The sequence below is a fragment of the Streptomyces montanisoli genome (genome assembly GCF_017813245.1).
In the GTDB taxonomy this organism is placed as follows: Bacteria; Actinomycetota; Actinomycetes; order Streptomycetales; family Streptomycetaceae; genus Streptomyces; species Streptomyces montanisoli.
This window is the reverse complement of sequence record NZ_JAGIQL010000008.1, coordinates 1-18,954: the sequence shown is the minus strand read 5'-3', so window position 1 is coordinate 18,954 and position 18,954 is coordinate 1. Positions and strand designations below refer to the sequence as shown.

Annotated in this window: 19 protein-coding genes; 11 read left to right on the top strand and 8 right to left on the bottom strand. The window is 73.0% G+C overall.

All coding sequences use genetic code 11. The features are described from left to right. Positions 1-4: 4 nt before the first annotated feature. From cobM to JFN87_RS03805, 6 genes are all read right to left on the bottom strand, one after another. Positions 5-745, bottom strand: a complete 741-nt coding sequence (gene cobM / locus JFN87_RS03830) for a precorrin-4 C(11)-methyltransferase (protein WP_209338417.1) — start codon at positions 743-745, stop codon at positions 5-7. Next, positions 742-2,130, bottom strand: a complete 1,389-nt coding sequence (cbiE, locus tag JFN87_RS03825) for a precorrin-6y C5,15-methyltransferase (decarboxylating) subunit CbiE (protein ID WP_209338416.1) — start codon at positions 2,128-2,130, stop codon at positions 742-744. Before cbiE ends, cobM begins: the two co-directional genes overlap by 4 nt. Next, on the bottom strand, positions 2,127-3,653 hold the full coding sequence (locus JFN87_RS03820; RefSeq protein WP_209338415.1) for a cation:proton antiporter domain-containing protein: 1,527 nt from the start codon (positions 3,651-3,653) through the stop codon (positions 2,127-2,129). Before JFN87_RS03820 ends, cbiE begins: the two co-directional genes overlap by 4 nt. A 130-nt stretch (positions 3,654-3,783) precedes the next feature. Further along, positions 3,784-4,050, bottom strand: a complete 267-nt coding sequence (locus tag JFN87_RS03815; protein ID WP_209338414.1) for a GlsB/YeaQ/YmgE family stress response membrane protein — start codon at positions 4,048-4,050, stop codon at positions 3,784-3,786. A gap of 119 nt (positions 4,051-4,169) precedes the next feature. Next, positions 4,170-4,574: a DnaJ family domain-containing protein gene (locus JFN87_RS03810; protein WP_209338413.1), complete on the bottom strand. Its 405-nt coding sequence runs from the start codon at positions 4,572-4,574 to the stop codon at positions 4,170-4,172. A gap of 25 nt (positions 4,575-4,599) precedes the next feature. Continuing rightward, positions 4,600-5,193 carry a TIGR03086 family metal-binding protein gene (locus JFN87_RS03805; RefSeq protein WP_209338412.1) on the bottom strand — a complete coding sequence of 198 codons (594 nt, stop codon included), beginning with the start codon at positions 5,191-5,193 and terminating at the stop codon, positions 4,600-4,602. Between the two features lie 97 nt (positions 5,194-5,290). Here JFN87_RS03805 and JFN87_RS03800 point away from each other — a divergent pair, with 97 nt between their 5' ends. The 6 genes from JFN87_RS03800 to JFN87_RS03775 all read left to right on the top strand — a co-directional run bounded on the left by JFN87_RS03800 (position 5,291) and on the right by JFN87_RS03775 (position 9,186). Then, positions 5,291-6,136, top strand: a complete 846-nt coding sequence (locus tag JFN87_RS03800; protein ID WP_209338411.1) for a helix-turn-helix domain-containing protein — start codon at positions 5,291-5,293, stop codon at positions 6,134-6,136. Between the two features lie 45 nt (positions 6,137-6,181). Further along, the gene (locus JFN87_RS03795) at positions 6,182-6,778 is read left to right on the top strand and encodes a GNAT family N-acetyltransferase (protein WP_209338410.1); all 597 of its coding nucleotides are present in this window, start codon (positions 6,182-6,184) and stop codon (positions 6,776-6,778) included. A gap of 22 nt (positions 6,779-6,800) precedes the next feature. Continuing rightward, entirely contained in the window at positions 6,801-7,544 is a 744-nt protein-coding gene (locus JFN87_RS03790) for a Mut7-C RNAse domain-containing protein (protein WP_209338409.1), read from the top strand. Positions 7,545-7,627: 83 nt separating this feature from the next. Next, a complete protein-coding gene (locus tag JFN87_RS03785) occupies positions 7,628-7,978 on the top strand; it encodes a YnfA family protein (protein WP_209338408.1) in 351 nt (116 codons plus the stop codon). 144 nt (positions 7,979-8,122) lie between these two features. After that, positions 8,123-8,905: an SDR family NAD(P)-dependent oxidoreductase gene (locus JFN87_RS03780; RefSeq protein ID WP_209338407.1), complete on the top strand. Its 783-nt coding sequence runs from the start codon at positions 8,123-8,125 to the stop codon at positions 8,903-8,905. Between the two features lie 47 nt (positions 8,906-8,952). Further along, positions 8,953-9,186, top strand: coding sequence for a hypothetical protein (locus JFN87_RS03775; protein WP_030911194.1), 234 nt, complete (start codon positions 8,953-8,955; stop codon positions 9,184-9,186). Between the two features lie 345 nt (positions 9,187-9,531). Here JFN87_RS03775 and def read toward each other — a convergent pair whose 3' ends face one another. After that, positions 9,532-10,113 (bottom strand): peptide deformylase, encoded by a 582-nt coding sequence (gene def / locus JFN87_RS03770; protein WP_209338406.1) that lies wholly within the window; start codon positions 10,111-10,113, stop codon positions 9,532-9,534. A gap of 85 nt (positions 10,114-10,198) precedes the next feature. On the opposite strand from def, the gene JFN87_RS03765 reads away from it, so the two are divergent. Both JFN87_RS03765 and JFN87_RS03760 read left to right on the top strand, forming a co-directional pair. Continuing rightward, entirely contained in the window at positions 10,199-10,783 is a 585-nt protein-coding gene (locus JFN87_RS03765) for an ArsR/SmtB family transcription factor (RefSeq protein ID WP_209338405.1), read from the top strand. A gap of 146 nt (positions 10,784-10,929) precedes the next feature. After that, entirely contained in the window at positions 10,930-13,668 is a 2,739-nt protein-coding gene (locus tag JFN87_RS03760) for an NPCBM/NEW2 domain-containing protein (RefSeq protein WP_245178695.1), read from the top strand. Positions 13,669-13,765: 97 nt separating this feature from the next. Here the strand turns inward: JFN87_RS03760 and JFN87_RS03755 are convergent, their stop codons facing one another. After that, positions 13,766-14,959, bottom strand: coding sequence for an RtcB family protein (locus JFN87_RS03755; RefSeq protein ID WP_209338404.1), 1,194 nt, complete (start codon positions 14,957-14,959; stop codon positions 13,766-13,768). A gap of 336 nt (positions 14,960-15,295) precedes the next feature. Here JFN87_RS03755 and JFN87_RS03750 point away from each other — a divergent pair, with 336 nt between their 5' ends. The 3 genes from JFN87_RS03750 to JFN87_RS03740 all read left to right on the top strand — a co-directional run bounded on the left by JFN87_RS03750 (position 15,296) and on the right by JFN87_RS03740 (position 18,822). Further along, the gene (locus JFN87_RS03750; RefSeq protein ID WP_307865286.1) at positions 15,296-16,246 is read left to right on the top strand and encodes a DUF3558 domain-containing protein; all 951 of its coding nucleotides are present in this window, start codon (positions 15,296-15,298) and stop codon (positions 16,244-16,246) included. Between the two features lie 140 nt (positions 16,247-16,386). Further along, positions 16,387-17,283 carry a DUF3558 domain-containing protein gene (locus tag JFN87_RS03745; RefSeq protein ID WP_209338403.1) on the top strand — a complete coding sequence of 299 codons (897 nt, stop codon included), beginning with the start codon at positions 16,387-16,389 and terminating at the stop codon, positions 17,281-17,283. Positions 17,284-17,427: 144 nt separating this feature from the next. Then, positions 17,428-18,822, top strand: a complete 1,395-nt coding sequence (locus tag JFN87_RS03740) for a DUF2637 domain-containing protein (RefSeq protein ID WP_209338402.1) — start codon at positions 17,428-17,430, stop codon at positions 18,820-18,822. Positions 18,823-18,954 lie beyond the last annotated feature (132 nt).

Below are 18,954 nucleotides of genomic sequence, written 5' to 3'. Positions count from 1 at the left end.
TTGCTCAGCGTGCGCGTTGCGCCGAGTAGAGGTGGCTGTCGCGGAAGCTCGTCGCGCCGAGTACGCGGCCGACCAGGATCACCGCTGTCTTCGTGATGCCCGCCGCCCTGACCTGGTCGGCGATGTCCGACAGCGTTCCGCGCAGCACCAGTTCGTCGTCCCTGCTCGCCATCGCGACCACCGCCGCCGGGCAGTCCGCGCCGTAGTGCGGCAGCAGTTCCGCGGCCACGCGGTCCGCGTACCGCGCCGCCAGGTGCAGGACGAGGAGCGCGCCGCTCGCACCCAGCGTCGCCAGGTCCTCGCCCTCGGGCATGGGCGTGGCCTGCTGGGCGACGCGCGTGAGGATGACCGTCTGGCCGACCGTCGGCACCGTCAGCTCGCGGCCCAGCGCCGCTGCCGCCGCCGCGAAGGCCGGTACGCCGGGGACCATTTCGTAGGGCACGCCCGCCGCGTCGAGGCGCCGCATCTGCTCGGCGACGGCGCTGAAGACGGACGGGTCGCCCGAGTGCAGCCGCGCCACGTCACGGCCCTCGCCGTGCGCGCGCACCATTTCCGCCGTAATGGCGTCCAGGTCCATGCGCGCCGTGTCGACCAGCCGCGCGCCCGGCGGGCACTCAGCGAGCAGGTCGGTCGGAACCAGGCTGCCCGCGTACAGGCACACCTCGCAGCGCGCCAGCAGCCGGGCGCCCCTCAGTGTGATGAGGTCGGCCGCTCCCGGGCCCGCGCCTATGAAGTGGACCGTCATGTCGTGTCTCCCGGTGTGTCGTCCGGTGTGTCGTCCGCTGTGTTCGCCGCCTGCTTCGTGACCGACCACTGCGTCACCGGCATCGCCTGCCGCCAGCCCGTGAACGTCCCCACGGGCACCGCCGTCGCCACCGCGAGCCGGACCAGTTCGCCGCCGTGCCGCCCGTACCAGCGCGCGAGCAGCGCCTCCGACTCCAGCGTCACCGTGTTCGCGACCAGCCGGCCGCCCTCCCCGAGCGCGGCCCAGCACGCCTCGAGCAGGCCGGGGGCCGTCAGGCCGCCGCCGACGAACACCGCGTCCGGCGGGCCCGGCAGTGCGGTCAGCGCCGCGGGCGCCGTGCCCGTCACGACGTCAAGGCCCGGCACGCCGAGCGCACGCGCGTTGCGGCCGATGCGCTCGGCGCGTACGGGGTCGCGCTCCACCGCCACCGCGCGGCACGACGGGTGCGTGCGCATCCACTCGACGCCGATGGAGCCCGAGCCGCCGCCGACGTCCCACAGCAGTTCCCCGGGCGCGGGCGCGAGCGCCGCGAGCGTGGCGGCGCGCACGTGGCGCTTCGTGAGCTGGCCGTCGTGCTCGTACGCCGTGTCCGGCAGCCCCGGTACGGCGCCGAGCCTGGCGGCGCCCGGAGCACGCGTGCACTCGACGGCGACGATGTTCAGCGGGTCGCCGGGCGGCTCGTCCCACGTGTCGGCCGTGCCGCGCAGGTGCCGCTCATGCGGCTCGCGCGGCTCACGCGTCTCGTCCGCCTCGTGCGCCCCGTGCGCCCCGTGCGCCCCGTGCGCCCCGTGCGCCTCGTGCGGCTCGTGCGCCCCGTCCGCCTCGTCGCCGAGCCGCTCCAGCACGTGCAGCGCGCTCGGCCCGTACCCGCGCTCTCGCAGCAGCGACGCGACAGTGGCCGGCGTCGTGGCGTCGGCGCTCAGCACGAGGATCCGGCGGCCGTCGTGCAGGGCGGCCGCGAGCCGCTCGGGCGGCCTGCCGACGAGAGTGACGACCTCGACGTCCTCCTGCGGCCAGCCAAGCCGCGCGCAGGCGTACGACATCGACGACGGATGCGGCAGCACGCGCAGCCGCCCCGCCCCGACGGTCTCGGCGAGCAGGCGGCCGATGCCGTAGTACAGCGGGTCACCGCTCGCCAGCACGCACACATCGCGTTCCGCGTGCCCGGCGAGCAGCCCGGGCACGGCGGGGCGCAGCGGCGAAGGCCAGGCGACGCGCTCGGCACGCGCCTCGGGCGGCACGAGGGCGAGCTGGCGCGGCGCGCCGATCACGACGTCAGCGGCGAGCAGCGCGCGCCGGGACGGGTCGGGCAGCCCGGCCCAGCCGTCGGCGCCCACCCCGACGACGGTGAGGGTGCCGTGGGGTGCGGGCTCGGGGGCCGTCATCGGGGGCCGTCCTCGCCGGGCCTTTCGTCGCCCGTCCCGTCCTCGTTCTCCGGCTCCGCCCCCGCCTCGTCGTCCCCGGCGGCCTTCGCACCTTCCTCGGCCTCGCCCGACACCAGCAGCAGCTCGTCGCGCGGGCGCAGCACCGTGTCCGGGCTCATGGGCAGCAGGTGACCGTCGCGCAGGACGGTGCTGACCCACACGTCGCCGTTGGTGACGACGTCGCCCAGCGTGGTCCCGTCGGCGTCGTCACCGGCCTTGACCGTGTAGTGGCGCGTGCCCACGGGCTCGTGCGGCAGACGGACGCCGAAGGACCACGGGGTGGGCGTGGTCTCCTCCATGGGGACGCCGAGACGCTTGGCCGCGAAGCCGATGCTGCCGCCCTGGACCAGCACGGAGAAGGCGACGACCATGAAGATGATCTCGTAGATGCGCCGGGAGTCCGGCACGCCCGCCGAGATCGCGAAGCCGCCCAGCAGGATGGGCACCGCGCCCTTCAGCCCGGCCCACAGCACGAACGCCCGCTCGCCGTGCCGCATGCGCACCGGTAGCAGCAGCGGACCCACGAGCAGCGGACGCACGACGAACGCGAGCAGGACCGCGAGCACCAGGCCGATCAGCCAGGCGTTGTCCCTCCCGAGCGCTTCGAGGCCGATCGTCGCCCCCAGCGCCACGAACACCACGATCTCGGCCAGGCTCGCGAGCGCCGAGCACACCTGCCGGATCTCCAGGCGGTACGGCACGGACTCGTCCCCCAGCAGCACGCCCGCGACGAGCACCGCGAGGAACCCCGAGCCGTGCGCGACGGTCGCGGCGCCGTAGATGACCCCCGCCCCGGCGAGCGCGCGCACCGGGTGCAGGCCCGCGCCGGGCAGCGGCACCTTGCGGATGAACCAGAGCAGGGCGAACCCGCCCACCGCGCCGACCGCGACACCGACGGCCATCTGCTCGACGAACGTGACGAGGATCTGCCCCACCTGCGCACCCGTGCTGCCGCCCGCGCCGAGCAGGGCGACCATGAGGGCGATGCCGACGGGGTCGTTGGTGCCGGACTCACCCTCCAGGATCGTGCCGGTACGGCCGGTGATCTCGCGCCGGCCCAGCACGGAGAAGACCACCGCAGGGTCCGTCGGGGCGAGCGCGGCGCCGAGCAGCAGCGCGGTGCGCCAGGACAGGTCGCAGGCGAAGTGCGCGAGCAACGTGACCGCGCCGGTCGTCAGGATCGTGCCCGCGACGCCGAGCGAGACGATGGGCACGGCGGCGGCACGGAAACGGCCCCATCCGATGCCGAGGCCGCCGTCGAAGAGGATGACGATCAGCGCGACGGTGACGACCTGCTCGACCAGCCCGATCGGCACCGCCTTCCCCACGGCGGGGAAGAAGTCGGACACGGCGGCCGCGCACACGAGGAAGAGGAACGGGGCCGGGACGCGGATGCGTTCGCTGAGACGGTTCGACACCACCGCGACGAGGACGACCGCCGCCAGGATGAGGATCGTCAGGCCGGTGCTTTCACTGCTGTTCACCGCCCCATCCAATCAAAGGGGGCGCGAGCGGTGGTCCGGCCGGGTGCGGATCGGCAGGGAAAGCGGGACGGCCGCCGAGTCGTCATCGGCGGCCGTCAGCCTGCTGCTCTCGCGCGCCGTGCGCGCGGTGTCACCTGCGGTGCGTCCGCGGGCGGTCGAGCGCCGCGATACCGAGCGCCGCCAGGCCGATCTGGATGAGCCACTCGATCCAGTCGACGCCGTTCGTGTCGGCGACACCGACGGCCGACGCGATCCAGGCGCCGATGAACGCCGCGACGATGCCGATGATGATCGTCCACAGCACACCGATGTGCTGGCGTCCCGGGACCACGAGGCGGCCGAGGACACCGATGATGACGCCGATGACGATCGCCGAGATGATGCCTGAGATCTCCATGTCCGCTCCTGTTCGCTTCACTGCCGTCGGCAGTGCGTCCCGTCGGAGCTTGTGCCCGTACGGCAGGCGTTCACTCCCCGCAAGGGGCGGGGCGCGGAAGCGCAGGGGGCGCGGACGTCTCAGCCCGCGCGGCGGCGCCTGCGCCAGTCCGCGACGATCTCCTCGACGTCGAACGGACGGATCCCGAGCGGCGGACCCGGCGGCGGCTTCGCCAGCAGGGCGCCGATCCTCTCGTTGATCTCCGCCACGATCCGCCGGACCTTCCCCTCCGACGGCGCGCGCTTCGCGGCGACGAGCGCGTCCTCGGCCTCCTTGCGCAGGGCCAGCGTCGGCGGGAGGTAGGACAGGTTTTCCTGCCGCATCTTGTCCTTGATCCACCACAGCTCGTCGTACGGCCTGTCGAGCCCGACGAGCGGCTTGCCCGCGCCGGTCAGGCCGTCGAAGACGCCGCGCTCCTGGGCGTCCCTGATCTGCCGGTCCACCCACGTCTCGAAGTTGACGCCCGGCGGCTTGCGTTCGGTCATCGGTGAGCCTCCTCCGGCGATCCTGTCACGCCCCGGCGCGCGCCTCGCGCGTCCACTCCGGGTCCCGGCCGGTGAGCCCGAGCAGCCGCTCGAACCTGCCCGCCCCGGGGGCCACGGGAAACTCGGGCCCGAACACGCCCATCTTCCGCCCGGTCGGCGCCAGCTGCGCCCACTGCGGACCGAGCTCGTCCAGCAACGTCGCGTCCACGCCGGACGGGGCGTAGGGCAGGCCCGTCGCGCGTGCCAGGTCCCAGCCGTGCACCACCAGGTCGCCGAGCACCATGCACCCGACCGTGCGTGCGGGCATGGCCCTCGCGCCCGTCGTGCCCTCCTCGGCGCCCGGCTCGGCCCAGGCCTCGACGAGACGACGCGTCGCCTCGGCGAAGCCGGTCCGCCAGTCCCCTTCGAGTGGCATGGACTGCTGGCTGAAGTCCGAGTCGCGCTTGGCCGCGAGCTCCCGGAAGTTGACCACCACGCGGTAGAGGTGGCCGGCCAGCGTGCGCACGTCGTAGTCGCCGCACGGCGTCGGCCAGGACAGCTGCTCGTCCTCGATGCCGCGGACGACCGGAACGGTGCGGGCCGCGGCGCGTTCCAACAGGTCACTGATCTTCTCGCTCATACGGCCGACGCTAGGCGACGGCGCGTGGCGCGTGGCGCGTCTTGAACAAACGCGCCACCGGACGCACGCGCCCCGGCCGCCGCCTACGATCGGACGCATGGCAGGCCCACGCCGTGACACGCGCGGCATCGTCGACGCCGGGGGCCTCTTCGCGCGCGTGCGTTTCCGGCGCAGGGAGCCCGCGCCGGAGCTGCGCCCCTTCCTGGAGCACTACTGGCTGATCGACTGGGACCTGGACGAGCCGTACGCGTCCCAGGTCGTGCCGCACCCCTCGGTCAACGTCGTCTTCCAGCACTTCGCCAGGGAGAGCCCCGGCACGCACAAGAGCCGCCCGTTCGCCGAGATCGCGGGCATCCGCCACGAGCTGTTCGTGCAGAAGCTCGCCGGACGCGGCCGCGTGTGCGGGGTGCAGTTCCGGCCGGGCGGTTTCCGTCCCTTCTCCCCCGGGCGCTCCGTCGCCGACTGGACGGGCCGGCAGATCCCGCTGGCCGAGGCCATGCCGGTGACGGACGACGACATCGCGGCCGTCCTCGGCCCCGAGGCGGAGGACGACCGGGTCGCCGCGCTGGACGCCTACCTGCTCGCGGTGGTGGCGGCCGCGCCCGCCCCTGAGCACGCACCGCACGTGGCGAGGGCGACGGCGCTGGCCGACCTGGTGCGCCGCGACCGCTCGATGCGGCGGGTCGACGCCCTCGCGCAGGCGGGCGGTCTCTCGCCGCGCTCGCTGCAACGGCTCTTCGCCGGGTACGTGGGCGTGGGCCCGAAGTGGGTCATCCTGCGCTACCGCATCCACGAGGCGCTCGAACGTGCCGAGGCGGCGGGCGGCACGGCGGACTGGAGCACGCTGGCCGCGGACCTCGGCTACAGCGACCAGGCGCACCTGGTGCGGGACTTCACGGCCACGGTCGGCGTGTCACCGACCGCGTACGGGCGCGCTGTCTGAGTGGCCGGGCGCGGTTGTCAGACCCCCCTCGTACCGTGGACCGGTATGGAGAGGAAGGCACCGCGAGTGCTGCTCGAACCGTGGTCGGAGGCCGACCTCGGCCTCCTGCGCGCCCTGAACGCGCCGGAGCTGATGACGCACCTCGGCGGCCCCGAGACGGACGAGCAGGTGCTCGTCAGGCACCGGCGGTATGTGGGCATGAGCGCGCGGAGCGCCGCCGAGGACAGGATGTTCCGCGTCGTGCTCGTGCCGGAGGAGTCGCACGCGCCCGCGCCCTCCGTGGGCCTGGTCGGCTTCTGGGAGCACGTCTGGCAGGGCCGGGGGATGTACGAGTCGGGCTGGGGGCTGCTCGCCGCGTTCCAGGGCAGGGGCATCGCCGCGGCAGCGGCGCGTGCGGTCGCCGAGCAGGCGCGCGCCCAGCGCGCGCACCGCTTCCTGCACGCGTTCCCCTCGGTGACCAACCCGGGCTCCAACGCGGTCTGCCGCAGGGCGGGCTACACCCTGCTCGGGGAGTGCGCCTTCGAGTACCCGCCGGGCAGCATGATGCGCTGCAACAACTGGCGCCTCGACCTGGCCGCCTCCCCGGAGGAGCGTGCGGAGTGGGAAGCGATGGAGGCAACGGAAACTCCGCCCGCTTCCTGAGCGCCGATGCCATGCTGACGGGGTGAACGGACCCTCGATCCAGCTCGGCGTCGCCCCCGAGTTGCGCCTCTTCGTCGCCGCCGAGCGCCGCCACGGCGTCTTCACCGTCGTCACGGACGGCTCGTCCACGCTCGGCCACGTCGTCCAGTCGCTCGGGATCCCGCTCACCGAGGTGGGCAGGCTGCTGGTCGACGGTCGGCCCGTGCCCGTCTCGCACGTGCCGTCCGCCGGCGAGACCGTCGGGGTGCGGCCGCGCCCGCGCCCCCAGGCCGTGCCCGGCGCGCCGCTGCGCTTCCTGCTCGACGTGCATCTCGGCACGCTCGCCCGCAGGATGCGCCTCCTCGGCGTGGACGCGGCGTACGAGAGCGAGGACGTCGGCGACGCGGAGCTCGCGAGGCGGTCCGCCGCCGAGTGCCGCGTCATGCTCTCCCGCGACCGCGGGCTGCTGCGCCGCAGCGCGCTGTGGGCGGGCGCGTACGTATACAGCGACCGTCCCGTGGACCAACTTCGCGACGTGCTCGGGCGGTTCGCACCCGCCCTCGCCCCCTGGACGAGGTGCACGGCGTGCAACGGCGTCCTGACGGCGGCCGACAAGGACGACGCGTCGGTGCGTGCCAGGCTCCAGCAGGGCACGATGCGGTCGTACGACGTGTTCGCCCGGTGCGCGGCCTGCGGCAAGGTCTACTGGCGCGGCGCGCACCACGGGCACCTGGCGGAGATCGTCGCCGAGGCGGTGCGGGAGTTCGGGGACGGGACGGCGGCCTGACGCGCGCGTCCGTACACGAACGTCGAGCGCGCACGCCGCCGGCGCGGCGCGGCGGCCGCGCACCCGCGTGGCACGCTGTGGCCATGTTCGTGCTCCGCTCCGCCGCGCTCTACGTACTCGCCGCACTGTTCGAGATCGGCGGTGCCTGGCTCGTGTGGCAGGGCGTGCGCGGCGACGGCACCGCGGGCGGGCGCGGCTGGCCGTGGATCGTCGCGGGCGTCGCGGCGCTCGGCGCGTACGGCTTCGTCGCCACGCTCCAGCCGGACGGCCAGTTCGGCCGCGTCCTCGCGGCGTACGGCGGTGTCTTCGTGGCCGGTTCCGTCGTCTGGGGCGTGGTCGCGGACGGCTACCGCCCGGACCGCTGGGACATCGCCGGTGCCGCGGTCTGCCTGGTGGGCATGGCGCTGATCATGTTCGCGCCGCGTGGCCGCTGACGTGCGCGGCGAACGCCTCGCCGCTGACGGCGCGGCGAACGCCGGGCAACGCTCAGGAGCCGGCCGCGACCGCCCGTCCGGCCTCTAGGGCACCCTGCCTATCCTGGGGTTTCGGCAGAGACCACACGCGCGAGGAGAACACCCATGACCGCCGCCGCCGACCGTCACACCGCCGTCGTCACCGGCGCGAGCAGCGGCATCGGCGCCGCGACCGCACGGCAGCTCGCCGCCGCCGGCTACCACGTCGTGGCCACCGCGCGCCGCGAGGACCGCCTCGCCTCGCTCGTCGAGGAGATCACCGCGGCAGGCGGCAGCGCGAGCGCCCACGGGCTCGACGTCACGGACCGCGCCGCCGTCGACGCCTTCGCCGCGGACCTCGCGAAGACGGCGCCCGGCGCGGTCGAGGTCCTGGTCAACAACGCGGGCGGCGCGCTCGGCGCGGACCCGGTCGCCAGCGGCGACGTCGCCGAGTGGCGGCAGATGTACGAGACGAACGTCCTCGGCACGCTCAACGTCACGCAGGCGCTGCTGCCCGCGCTGACCGGCAGCGGCGACGGCACGGTGGTGATCGTCTCGTCCACGGCGGGGCACGGCACGTACGAGGGCGGCGCGGGATACGTCGCCGCCAAGCACGGCGAGCACGTGCTCGCCGAGACGCTGCGCCTCGAGATCGTCGGCACGCCGGTACGGGTGGTCGAGATCGCGCCGGGCATGGTCAAGACCGAGGGGTTCTCGACCACGCGCTTCCACGGCGACACGGCGAAGGCGGCCAAGGTGTACGAGGGCGTCGCGGCGCCCCTGACCGCGGACGACGTGGCCGACACGATCACCTGGGCCGTCACCCGCCCCAGCCACGTCAACATCGACCTGCTGGTCGTCAGGCCTCGCGCGCAGGCGTCCAACACCAAGGTGCACAGGGAGCTCTGAGCGAACCGGCCGACGACCGGGACCCACATCGAGGCGAGGAGCGAGTGATGACCGACAACTTCACCACGCGGGCCCACGACGAGGGCGCGAGGCGCGGCGGCGAAGCCGTCGAGACGTACGCGTACTCCGGCCACACCGCCAGCGGCCAGAGCTGGCGGTCGAGTCCGGGCGAGAACCTGACGAGACTGCTGGCGGACCTGCTGCACTGGGCGGACGACACGCAGCGGGACTTCGACAGGGCACTGGAGCGCGCGAGGAAGCTGCACGACACGGAGCTGTAAGCCAGATCCTCACATCAACTGAACGCCTGATCGAAAGATCATCAGTTCAGGTGAGGGGGCGGCAACCTACTGGCGCGGACACCTCCGAATGGGTGATGCTCACTGTGTGCGAGTGACCGGCCGCGGACCGTCACGAGCGCTCCCGCCCAGTCCCACGAGGCGGGAACAGTCCCAGTAGTGCGCGCCCTCAGGGCAGCACGCAGCAAGGAGAGAACGAAACATGAACATCCTCACTGGTGTCCTCGCCGGCCTCATCCACTTCGTCGGCTGGCTGATCTGACACACGGCGAGCACGGCGCCGGCCTCCCCCGAGGAGGCCGGCGCCTTCGCGTGCGCCCCGCGGGGTCACCACGCACCCGCCCGCCGCGCCCGGCGGGCGAGCACACCGTCCCGCAGCTCCTCCATCTCCCGCAGCACGTCGCGGCGTTCGCGCCGGGCGAGACGGTCGAGGTAGAGACGGCCGTGGAGATGATCGGTCTCGTGCTGCAAGCACCGGGCGAAGTAGCCGCGCCCCTCCACGACGACCGGCTCACCGTCCTTGTCGAACCCGCGCACGACAGCCCTGTCGGTACGCGCGACGACGCGCTGCGGCCCGGGGACGGACAGGCACCCCTCGCACTCCTCGACGAGCCGCCGCTCGCCCGGGGGAAGCTCGTCGAGCACCGGGTTGAGTACGTGCCCCACGTGACGGACGCCCCAGTCGTCGTCCATGTCCCAGACGAACAGCCGCAGATCGACGCCGACCTGGTTCGCGGCGATGGCCGCGCCCTCCGCGACGGAGTTGGTGGCGAACATGTCGTCGACGAGCGCGGCCAGTTCGGCCGACCCGAAGTCGGCGGCCCCGGCGGGACGGCACCGCCGCCGCAGGATCTCCTCCCCGACGAGCGTGACGGGCCGCGGCGTTCCGCGCCGCTCGGTCTCGGCCATGCGTACTCCTCGGGGAACGGGCCGGGGCGCGACCACCGGCGACCGCGGCTTGCACAGGGCTTTGCAAAGTAGCACGCTTTGCAAAATGAGCGACGAACCACTGCCCCGCTTCGCCCCCACCGCCCCGCGCCTGCTCCCCGACCACCCCGTGCGCCTCGCGCTCCTCGACCTGCTGGCGGAGCACGGCACGCTGACGGCGACGGAGGCGGCGCGGCATCTCGGGCACAGTTCCGGTCTCTGCTCGTTCCACCTGCGCCAACTCGCCCGGTACGGCCTGATCGAGGAAGCCCCTCACGCTGGCGGCCGGGCCAAGCCGTGGCGGCTGCGCTGGGAGGACACCGGCGACGACGGGACGACACCGGCAAGCGACGGACCGGGCGCCGAATTCGCCACGCTGACGCGCGCGCTGGAGAACGAGAGCTACGACCGCTGGCTGGAGCACCGGGAGCGGGCGCCCCTGGAGTGGCGTGGGCGCGAGGACGAGGCGGTCAGCGCGGTGGTGTACCTGACCCCGTCCGAGGCGGCCGAGCTGGCACGCTCCTTCGAGGAGCGGCTGCGCGCCTACGCGGTGCGCGACGCCTCCCCGTCCCGCCGGCCGCGCGACGCGGTGGCGGTCGCCGCGATCGCGCGCGTCTTCCCGCTCCTGACGCCGCCCCACGACCGGGAGTAGGCCGACCGGGAGTAGGCCGACCGGCCGACGTGTCCGGCTTCGGACTCGCACGTGACGGCGTGTTGAGTTCCGGTGGCATGTGGTGGAAAACTGTGAGAAAAGTTCGTAGTTGTTTGTGAAGGGCCGTCAAGTCCCGGAGGCTGCACATGCGATCCATCCGCGAAAGATTCCGGCGGGCGGTGTCCGGGGTGGCACTGTCGGCGCTGCTGGGCAGCGGGCTGGCCGTGGCGGCCGCCGCGCCGGCCGGCGCCGCACCGCACCCCACCGCACCGCACCCCGCGAACACCTGGACCGTGAACGAGCCCGGCCGCTCGACCCTCAGCGCCGAACTCGATCTCGACTCGGCGGGCGAGCTGCGCCTCGCGGTCGACCGCGGCAGCGCGCCCGTGCTGCTGCCGGGACGGCTCGGCATCCGCACCGCACGGCACGATCTGACGAAGGGCCTGCGGCTCGTCAAGAGGCACGACCGCACGGTCCACGAGTCCTACCGGATGACCACCGGCAAGCAGCTGCGCCGTTCGGCCACCATGCGGGAGGCGACGTTCACCTTCCGCGGCGCCGACGGAGCGCGGCTCGGCGTGGTGGTGCGGGTGTCGGACGACGGCGTCGCCTACCGGTACCTGCTGAACGACCGCGGTCCGGTCACCGTCGAGAGCGAGGCGTCGACGTTCGAGGTCCCGACGGACGCCAAGGCCTGGTTGCAGCCGTACGTGACCAGCTACGAGACCGAGCGGACCGAGACCACCGCGGGCGCGGCCAACGAGGCGCGGCCCGGCACGTGCACCGGCGACACGTGCTCGTTCGGCTACCCGACGCTGTTCGAGGTCGGTGGCACCTACGTGCTCCTCACGGAGGCGGACGTCGACGGCCGGTACTCCGGCAGCCATCTCGACCATGTGGCCGGCGGCTCCGCCTACTCGGTGGCGCTCGCCGACGGCGCGCCCGTCACGTCGGACGGGCCGCTGGCGACGCCGTGGCGCACCGCGATCGTGGGAAGCCTGGACACGCTGGTCGGCTCCACCCTCGTGGACGACCTCGCCCCGCCGTCCAAGGTCAGGGACACCTCGTGGATACGTCCCGGCGTGGACGACTGGTCCTGGCTGAGCGACGGATCGAGCCCCGGCGACTACGGCCGGCAGCGCGACTTCGTCGACTACGCGGCCGAGCACGGGCTCCAGTACACGCTCGTGGACGCCGGATGGCAGGCGAGCTGGGTCCCCGAGCTGGTGCGCTACGCGCGCGCCAAGGGCGTCGACGTGATCCTCTGGTTCGACTGGAACGACCTGAAGACCCAGCAGCAGCGCGACGCCTGGCTGCCGAAGGTCAAGGCGTGGGGCGTCGCGGGCGTCAAGGTCGACTACATGTACTCGGACTCGCAGTCCACCTTCCAGTGGTACGACGCGATCCTGCGTGACACGGCCAGGCTCAAGCTCATGATCGACTTCCACGGCGCGACGATCCCCCGCGGGCTCCAGCGCACCTGGCCGCAGGTGATGAGCGTCGAGGCGGTGCGCGGGGAGGAGAACGGGCAGCATTCGACCCGCGATATCTTCCTCGCATTCACCCGCAACATCGTCGGCTCGATGGACTACACGCCGACGTGGTTCTCGCGTCCTGGCCGGCAGGACTCCCTGGGGCACGAGCTGGCGCTGCCCGTGGTCTTCGAGTCCGGCTGGACCAGCCTCGGCGACAACCCCGAGGGGTTCGCCGCGCATCCGGTGGCCGAGCGCTTCCTCGAACAGCTCCCCACGACCTGGGACGAGACCCGGCTGGTCTCCGGAGGCCCAGGCGCGCAGCCGGCCGGCGACCGCCAGGCCGTCATCGCACGCCGCAGCGGGCACCGCTGGTTCGTCGGGGGCATCCTCGCCGGCACGAGCGACACGATGAAGGCGCCGCTCGGCTTCCTGGGCAAGGGCAGGTGGCTCGTGGAGACGATCGGCGACAGCGACGGCCGGCTGCGGCGCACCGTCCGCACGGTGACCGCCGCGGACACCCTCGCGGTCCCCACGGCCGCCGAGGGCGGCTTCGTCACGCTGGCCTGCCCCGCCACCAGGGGCCGCACCGACTGCGAGGAGCCGGTCGTCACCGCGCCCGCCGCCTCCCTGACTCTCGACCCCGCGGCCGTGACCGCGGGCCCCGGGCAGAAGGCCGGGATCGGCGCGACGTTCACGCTGCCGGAAGGAGCCGCACTGCACAGGGTGCGGATGACGGTGGACCGCGACCGGCTCCCCGCGGGCTGGAGCGTCACCGGCCGCGACGTCAGGGCGGGGACGCTCCCGGCGGGCAGGGCACTCGACGGCAACTGGACGGTGACGGTCGGCAAGGACCAGCCGGGCGGGGAGATCGACGTGCCCGTGGTCGTCACCTATGCCGACCCGGCGGGCGGGAAGGTCCCGCCCATCCACGTCGAGAAGGTCGTCAAGTTGTCCATCCCGCTGCACGGCACCGTCTACGCCAGTGACCAGCCGTTCCTCACCGAGACCAACGGCTACGGGCCGGTCGAGCGCGACATGTCCAACGGCGAGGCCGGCGGGCAGGACGGGCAGCCCCTGACGGTGGGCGGCACCGTGTATGCGAAGGGCCTGGGCATGAACGCGCCCTCGCAGGTGGGCATCGACCTCCAGGGCCGCTGCACCCGCTTCGAGGCCCACGTCGGCGTCGACGACGAGACGAACGGGAACGGCAGCGTCACGTTCACCGTCCTCGGCGACGACGGCCGCCGGCTCGCGACGACCGGCGTGCTCCGTGGCGGGGACAGCGCGGTCGACCTGACCGTCGACGTCACCGGCGTGCACACGCTCGGCCTCGTCGTCGGCGACGGCGGCGACAACAAGAACTACGACCACGCGGACTGGGGCCTGGCACGCCTCACCTGCGCGGACTGAGCATCGCAGCCTGCTGCCCGCAGCCCGCTGCCCCGTCACACCGTGTGTGACGGGGCAGCGGGCATCCGGGGCGCCTGCGCCCGTCGCCCGGCCCCCGTCACCCCTTGACGCACACCACCTGCCGCAGCTTCGTGACCACCTCGACGAGATCCGTCTGGCGCTCCATGACCTGCTCGATCGGCTTGTACGCGCCGGGGATCTCGTCCACCACACCCGAGTCCTTGCGGCACTCCACACCCCGCGTCTGCTCCTCCAGATCCCTCGTGGAGAAGCGGCGCTTCGCCGCGTTCCGGCTCATGCGGCGGCCCGCGCCGTGCGACGCGGAGTTGAACGCCGCCGCGTTCCCCAGGCCCCGCACGATGTACGAGCCCGTGCCCATGGAGCCCGGGATGATCCCGAGGTCGCCGCCGCCCGCGCGGATCGCGCCCTTGCGGGTGACCAGCAGGTCCATGCCGTCGTACCGCTCCTCCGCCACGTAGTTGTGGTGGCAGCTGATCTCCTGCACGAACGTGACGCCGGCCTTCTTGAACTCCTTGCGCACGACGTCCTTCAGGAGCCCCATCATGATCGACCGGTTGTACCTGGCGTACTCCTGCGCCCAGTAGAGGTCGCGGCGGTACGCGGCCATCTGCGGCGTGTCCGAGACGAACACCGCGAGGTCGCGGTCGACGAGCCCCTGGTTGTGCGGCAGGCCCTGTGCGACGCCGATGTGGTGGTCGGCCAGCTCCTTGCCGATGTTGCGCGAGCCGGAGTGCAGCGTCAGCCACACCGCGTCGTCGTGCCCGATGTTGACCTCGATGTAGTGGTTGCCGGAGCCGAGCGTGCCGATCTGCCTCCTGGCCCGGCTCTCCCGGTGCTTCACCGACTCCGCCAGGCGCCCGAACCGGTTCCAGAGGTCGTCCCAGCCGGCCGTGGCGAACCCGTGCGTCCCGTGCGGGTCCACCGGCTCGTCGTGCAGCCCCCGGCCCACCGGGATCGCCCGCTCGATCCTGCTGCGCAGGCGGGACAGGTCGCCGGGCAGGTCGGACGCGGTCAGCGACGTCTTCACCGCGGACATCCCGCAGCCGATGTCCACGCCGACCGCCGCCGGGCACACCGCGCCCTGCATCGCGATGACGGAACCGACCGTCGCGCCCTTGCCGTAGTGCACGTCCGGCATCACGGCGAGGCCCTTGATCCACGGGAGCGACGCCACGTTCCGCAGCTGCCCCATCGCCGCGTCCTCGACGCCGCGCGGGTCCGCCCACATCCGGATCGGGACCTTCTGACCCGGAACCTCTACATATGTCATGGTGCTCGATACCCCCGATTGTCACTGTGCGCCGGAACGAGACAGCCCGACGTTGCTCATGCCGGGTTCACCCGATTCGAGCGCTTCAACCCGTTTCGCGGCTTCTTCAGCTCCCTGTTCCCGCCGAAGAATTACGATGCACACGGCGCACCGGCCACCCCACAGGGCACACGGAGCGCACCGCGCCCCACGAGGTGCCGAATGGTGGCGAAAGGGCCGCCCATCAGCGCCGACGGCGTGTGCGGTACACATTGTGTCCATCGTCCGCCCCAGCGCGGCAAACGCTTTTCACCGCCGGCCGCCATCACCGACACGTCCCCCAGGAGGCTCCGCACCGTGCAGCGAATCGCGCACAAGGCGCGCCGTGGCGTACAGCGCGGCGCGCTACGCAAGGTGTACGCGCCCGGCCTCGCGGCCCTGCTCGTCGCGCTCGTCGCGAGCGGTTGCACGTCGGGCGGCAGCGCAGGAGCGTCGCCCACCGACCCCAAGCAGGGCGACCCGACGCTGTCGATGCCCGCGCCCGGCAAGTACCGCACGCTGCTCGAACCCTGCGGCGCCGTGCCCACGTCCATGCTCAAGGACCTGCTCCCCGGCATCTCCTCCCTCAGCCCCGACCAGCAGGAGCGCGCCCTGCAGGGCACCCCGGCCGTGACGTACGACACGGACCGCAGGGTCGGGTGCGGCTGGAAGGCCGACTCGCCCAGCTCGTCGCACCGGCTGTCGGTGGACATCGAGCGCGTCGTCTCGTACGACGCGTCGGTCAGCGACGCGGACCGCGCGAAGCAGGTCTTCACGAAGAAGCAGCAGGCAGCGCACATCCCGACCCCGGGCTCGTCGGCGTCCACGGACACGGGGACGAACGGCGGCAGCGGGCCGGGCAGCGGCTCCGACGGCCAGACCGGCGGTTCGCCGTCCGGATCCCCGTCGGGATCCCCGTCGGGGTCGCCCTCGGGCTCGCCGTCCGCCACGGCCACGGGCTCGGCGGACTCATCGGACGCCGGCTCCGGTTCCGGCGGGGGCGCCAACGGCGACACCTCGGCCCCGGACCTGCTGCCGCGCACGCTGAGCGGGCTCGGCGACGCCGCGTACGTGAACGACAAGCTCACCCAGTCCGGATCGGCCACCCAGAACCGGACCGTGAGCGTGGTCTTTCGCACATCGAACGTGATCGTGACCGTCACGTACACGCAGCAGCCGACGCATCCGGACGAGGTCCCCGACAGCAAGGAACTGCAGGACAGGGCGCAGGCGCTGGCCAAGAAGCTGGCCGACGAGTTCGACCAGTAGGCGCCCGGCGGCGGTCCGCACGGACCCCGCGATGAGGGGACGGTCCCCGGCGCCCGGGCCCTGCGCCGGCCTTCCTGCGGTTAACGTGGCGGCTCGGACACGACAGCAATGACCGCCCGATAGCAACGACTGAAGGAACCATGCGCCGATCAGCCTCGCGACTCCCCCGCATCCTCGCCGCCGCGGCCGTTCCTGCGCTGCTCGTCGTCGCCGGCTGCTCGTCCGGCTCCGGCTCAGGCAGCGGAGGCGGCAAGGACGCGGCGGACGCCTCCGCGTCGAGCAAGACCGCCAAGGCCTCGCCGTCCGTCACGCCGGCGAAGTACCGCACCCTTCCGGACGCCTGCAAGATCATCGACTCGAAGACGATCGGCAAGCTCGTCCCGTCCTCCAAGGACAAGAGCGGCACGGCCGGCACGTCGACGGACGTGAACGCGCACGGCAGCTGCCACTGGAACGGCCTGAAGAACAAGGGCGTCGACGGCTCCCAGTACCGCTGGCTCGAAGTCTCGCTGCAGCGCTACGACTCCCAGTCGACGATCGGCAGCGGCGACGCGCAGGCGTCCAAGCAGTACGCCAACGCCATCGAGGTCGCGCAGACGACGTCGGGCGCCAAGAGCGTCATGACGCACCCGGCCACGGGCATCGGCAGCCAGGCCACCACGATCACCTACACCCTGCGCAAGACGGGCGAGGACTTCTCCTACGCGACGGTTGTGGCGCGCGCGGACAACGTGGTCCTGGCGCTGACGTACAACGGCGCCGGGTACGCGGGCGAGAAGTCGCCGAGCGTGTCGGACATCTCGAAGGACGCGGTGTCGGCCGCGAAGGGCGCGATCGAGGTGATCACGAGCGGCGGCAGCGGCTCGGGCTCCGGCACGGCGTCCCCGTCCTCCGGCTCCTCGAAGTCGTCCTCGCCGAGCCCGTCGAAGTCGAGCGGCAAGTCGAGCGCCAAGTCGGACGGCACGTCGGGCAAGAAGTCCGGCGCGAAGCCGTCCGGCTCGGCGTCGCCGTCCAAGAAGGCGAGCACGACGGGCTGACGCCCCGGCGCCCCGGGCATCCGTACGCGTGTGCAAGGCTGTTGCCCCGCCGGAGGGCGGCAGACGGGGGCCCGGTGGGTCCCTGAGGCCTTGAGGCCTTCGAGGCCGTGAGGCCCTGAGGACGACAACGGGAGGGGATCGCGCGTGGCCGCGATGCAGTTGTCACGGACGCATCGAATACTGGTCGGCGTCGTCGTCAGCGGCGCGGTGATCATCGCGGGCATCGGCTTCGCCGGTTCGTACGCGGCCGTGCGCGCGCTTGCCGAGAGCAAGGGCTTCGGCGCCTTCGCGGTCGTCTTCCCCGTCGGCATCGACGCGGGCATCTGCGTGCTGCTGGCGCTCGACCTGCTGCTGACCTGGATCCGCATCCCGTTCCCCCTGCTGCGGCAGGCCGCCTGGGTCCTGACGGCCGCGACGATCGCCTTCAACGGCGCCGCCGCCTGGCCCGACCCGCTGGGCGTCGGCATGCACGCCGTCATCCCGCTGCTGTTCATCGTCACGGTGGAGGCGGCGCGGCACGCGGTCGGCAGGATCGCCGACATCACCGCCGACAAGCACATGGAAGGCGTGCGGCTGACCCGCTGGCTGCTGTCGCCCGTCCCGACGTTCCTGCTGTGGCGGCGGATGAAGCTGTGGGAGCTGCGCAGCTACGAGCAGGTCATCAAGCTCGAACAGGACCGGCTGATCTACCAGTCGAGGCTCCAGGCCCGCTTCGGCCGCGGCTGGCGCAGGAAGGCCCCGGTGGAGTCGCTGATGCCGCTGCGCCTCGCCAAGTACGGCGTGCCGCTCGCGGACACGGCCTCCGCGGGGCTCGCCGCCGCGGGCATCGACGCGGTGGCGGCGATCGTCCCCGCCGCGCCCGCCGGCGCCGGTGCCGGCAACGTCGATCTGGCGAAGCCGCCTGCGGCACCGGCCGTCGAGCCGCCACGCGCCCACCTCCCGGGCCAACGCCAGGCGCCGCCCGCGCCGTTCGGACAGCAGGACCGGCAGGGCCACGAGCCGTACGAGGAGCCGTACCAGGACCCGCGTTGGGAGCAGGAGGAGTGGGCCGAGCTGCAGGAGGACGACCAACCGCAGGACGCCAGTCCGTGGTTCGCCGCGCAGAGCCTCCCTCAGGCCGCCTACAAGGGCGCGTACAACCCCACGTACGTGGAAGGCCTTGAGCCGACCCCGGTACTCCCGCCGCAGGGCCCGGGCCAAGCCCCGGCACCCGAGCCGGAGTTCGGCCCGGAGCCGGAGTTCGGCCCGGAGCCGGAGCCGGAGGCCGGGAACGCACCCGAGCCGACGACGCCGCCGCCCCCGGCCACCCAGACGCCCGACACCTCGGAACGCGAGGAGCACGTCTACAACGCCTTCAGGAAGTTCATCAGCGAGAACGGCGACGCACCCAACGAGCGCCAACTGGGCCGCTACCTCATGGAGATGTACGACATCAGGGGCCGCGCGGGCGGCCCGCTGAGCGAGAACACACTGCGTGCGCCACTGCGTGAGGCGTACCGCCGCTTCCAGGAAGAAATGGACGCGGAACACATCGCCTGACCCGCCCGACGCGAGCGGACCAGGCGAACGCGCCCGCACCCCGCACAGCCGCACAGACGCCCGGCGAGCGCGGCGCCCGGCCGCATCGGGCCTGCCCGCCGGCGCACACAGGGCGCGCCCCAGGCGCACGCG

Bases quoted from the DNA above. Each gene is read 5' to 3' on its own strand.
- JFN87_RS03760 (WP_245178695.1), top strand. From the start codon at position 10,930: ATGCGATCCATCCGCGAAAGATTCCGGCGGGCGGTGTCCGGGGTGGCA.
- JFN87_RS03815 (WP_209338414.1), bottom strand. From the start codon at position 4,050: ATGGAGATCTCAGGCATCATCTCGGCGATCGTCATCGGCGTCATCATC.
- JFN87_RS03800 (WP_209338411.1), top strand. From the start codon at position 5,291: ATGGCAGGCCCACGCCGTGACACGCGCGGCATCGTCGACGCCGGGGGC.
- JFN87_RS03795 (WP_209338410.1), top strand. From the start codon at position 6,182: ATGGAGAGGAAGGCACCGCGAGTGCTGCTCGAACCGTGGTCGGAGGCC.
- JFN87_RS03765 (WP_209338405.1), top strand. From the start codon at position 10,199: ATGAGCGACGAACCACTGCCCCGCTTCGCCCCCACCGCCCCGCGCCTG.
- JFN87_RS03785 (WP_209338408.1), top strand. From the start codon at position 7,628: ATGTTCGTGCTCCGCTCCGCCGCGCTCTACGTACTCGCCGCACTGTTC.
- JFN87_RS03775 (WP_030911194.1), top strand. From the start codon at position 8,953: ATGACCGACAACTTCACCACGCGGGCCCACGACGAGGGCGCGAGGCGC.
- JFN87_RS03810 (WP_209338413.1), bottom strand. From the start codon at position 4,574: ATGACCGAACGCAAGCCGCCGGGCGTCAACTTCGAGACGTGGGTGGAC.
- cobM (WP_209338417.1), bottom strand. From the start codon at position 745: ATGACGGTCCACTTCATAGGCGCGGGCCCGGGAGCGGCCGACCTCATC.
- JFN87_RS03745 (WP_209338403.1), top strand. From the start codon at position 16,387: ATGCGCCGATCAGCCTCGCGACTCCCCCGCATCCTCGCCGCCGCGGCC.
- JFN87_RS03805 (WP_209338412.1), bottom strand. From the start codon at position 5,193: ATGAGCGAGAAGATCAGTGACCTGTTGGAACGCGCCGCGGCCCGCACC.
- cbiE (WP_209338416.1), bottom strand. From the start codon at position 2,130: ATGACGGCCCCCGAGCCCGCACCCCACGGCACCCTCACCGTCGTCGGG.
- JFN87_RS03755 (WP_209338404.1), bottom strand. From the start codon at position 14,959: ATGACATATGTAGAGGTTCCGGGTCAGAAGGTCCCGATCCGGATGTGG.
- JFN87_RS03780 (WP_209338407.1), top strand. From the start codon at position 8,123: ATGACCGCCGCCGCCGACCGTCACACCGCCGTCGTCACCGGCGCGAGC.
- def (WP_209338406.1), bottom strand. From the start codon at position 10,113: ATGGCCGAGACCGAGCGGCGCGGAACGCCGCGGCCCGTCACGCTCGTC.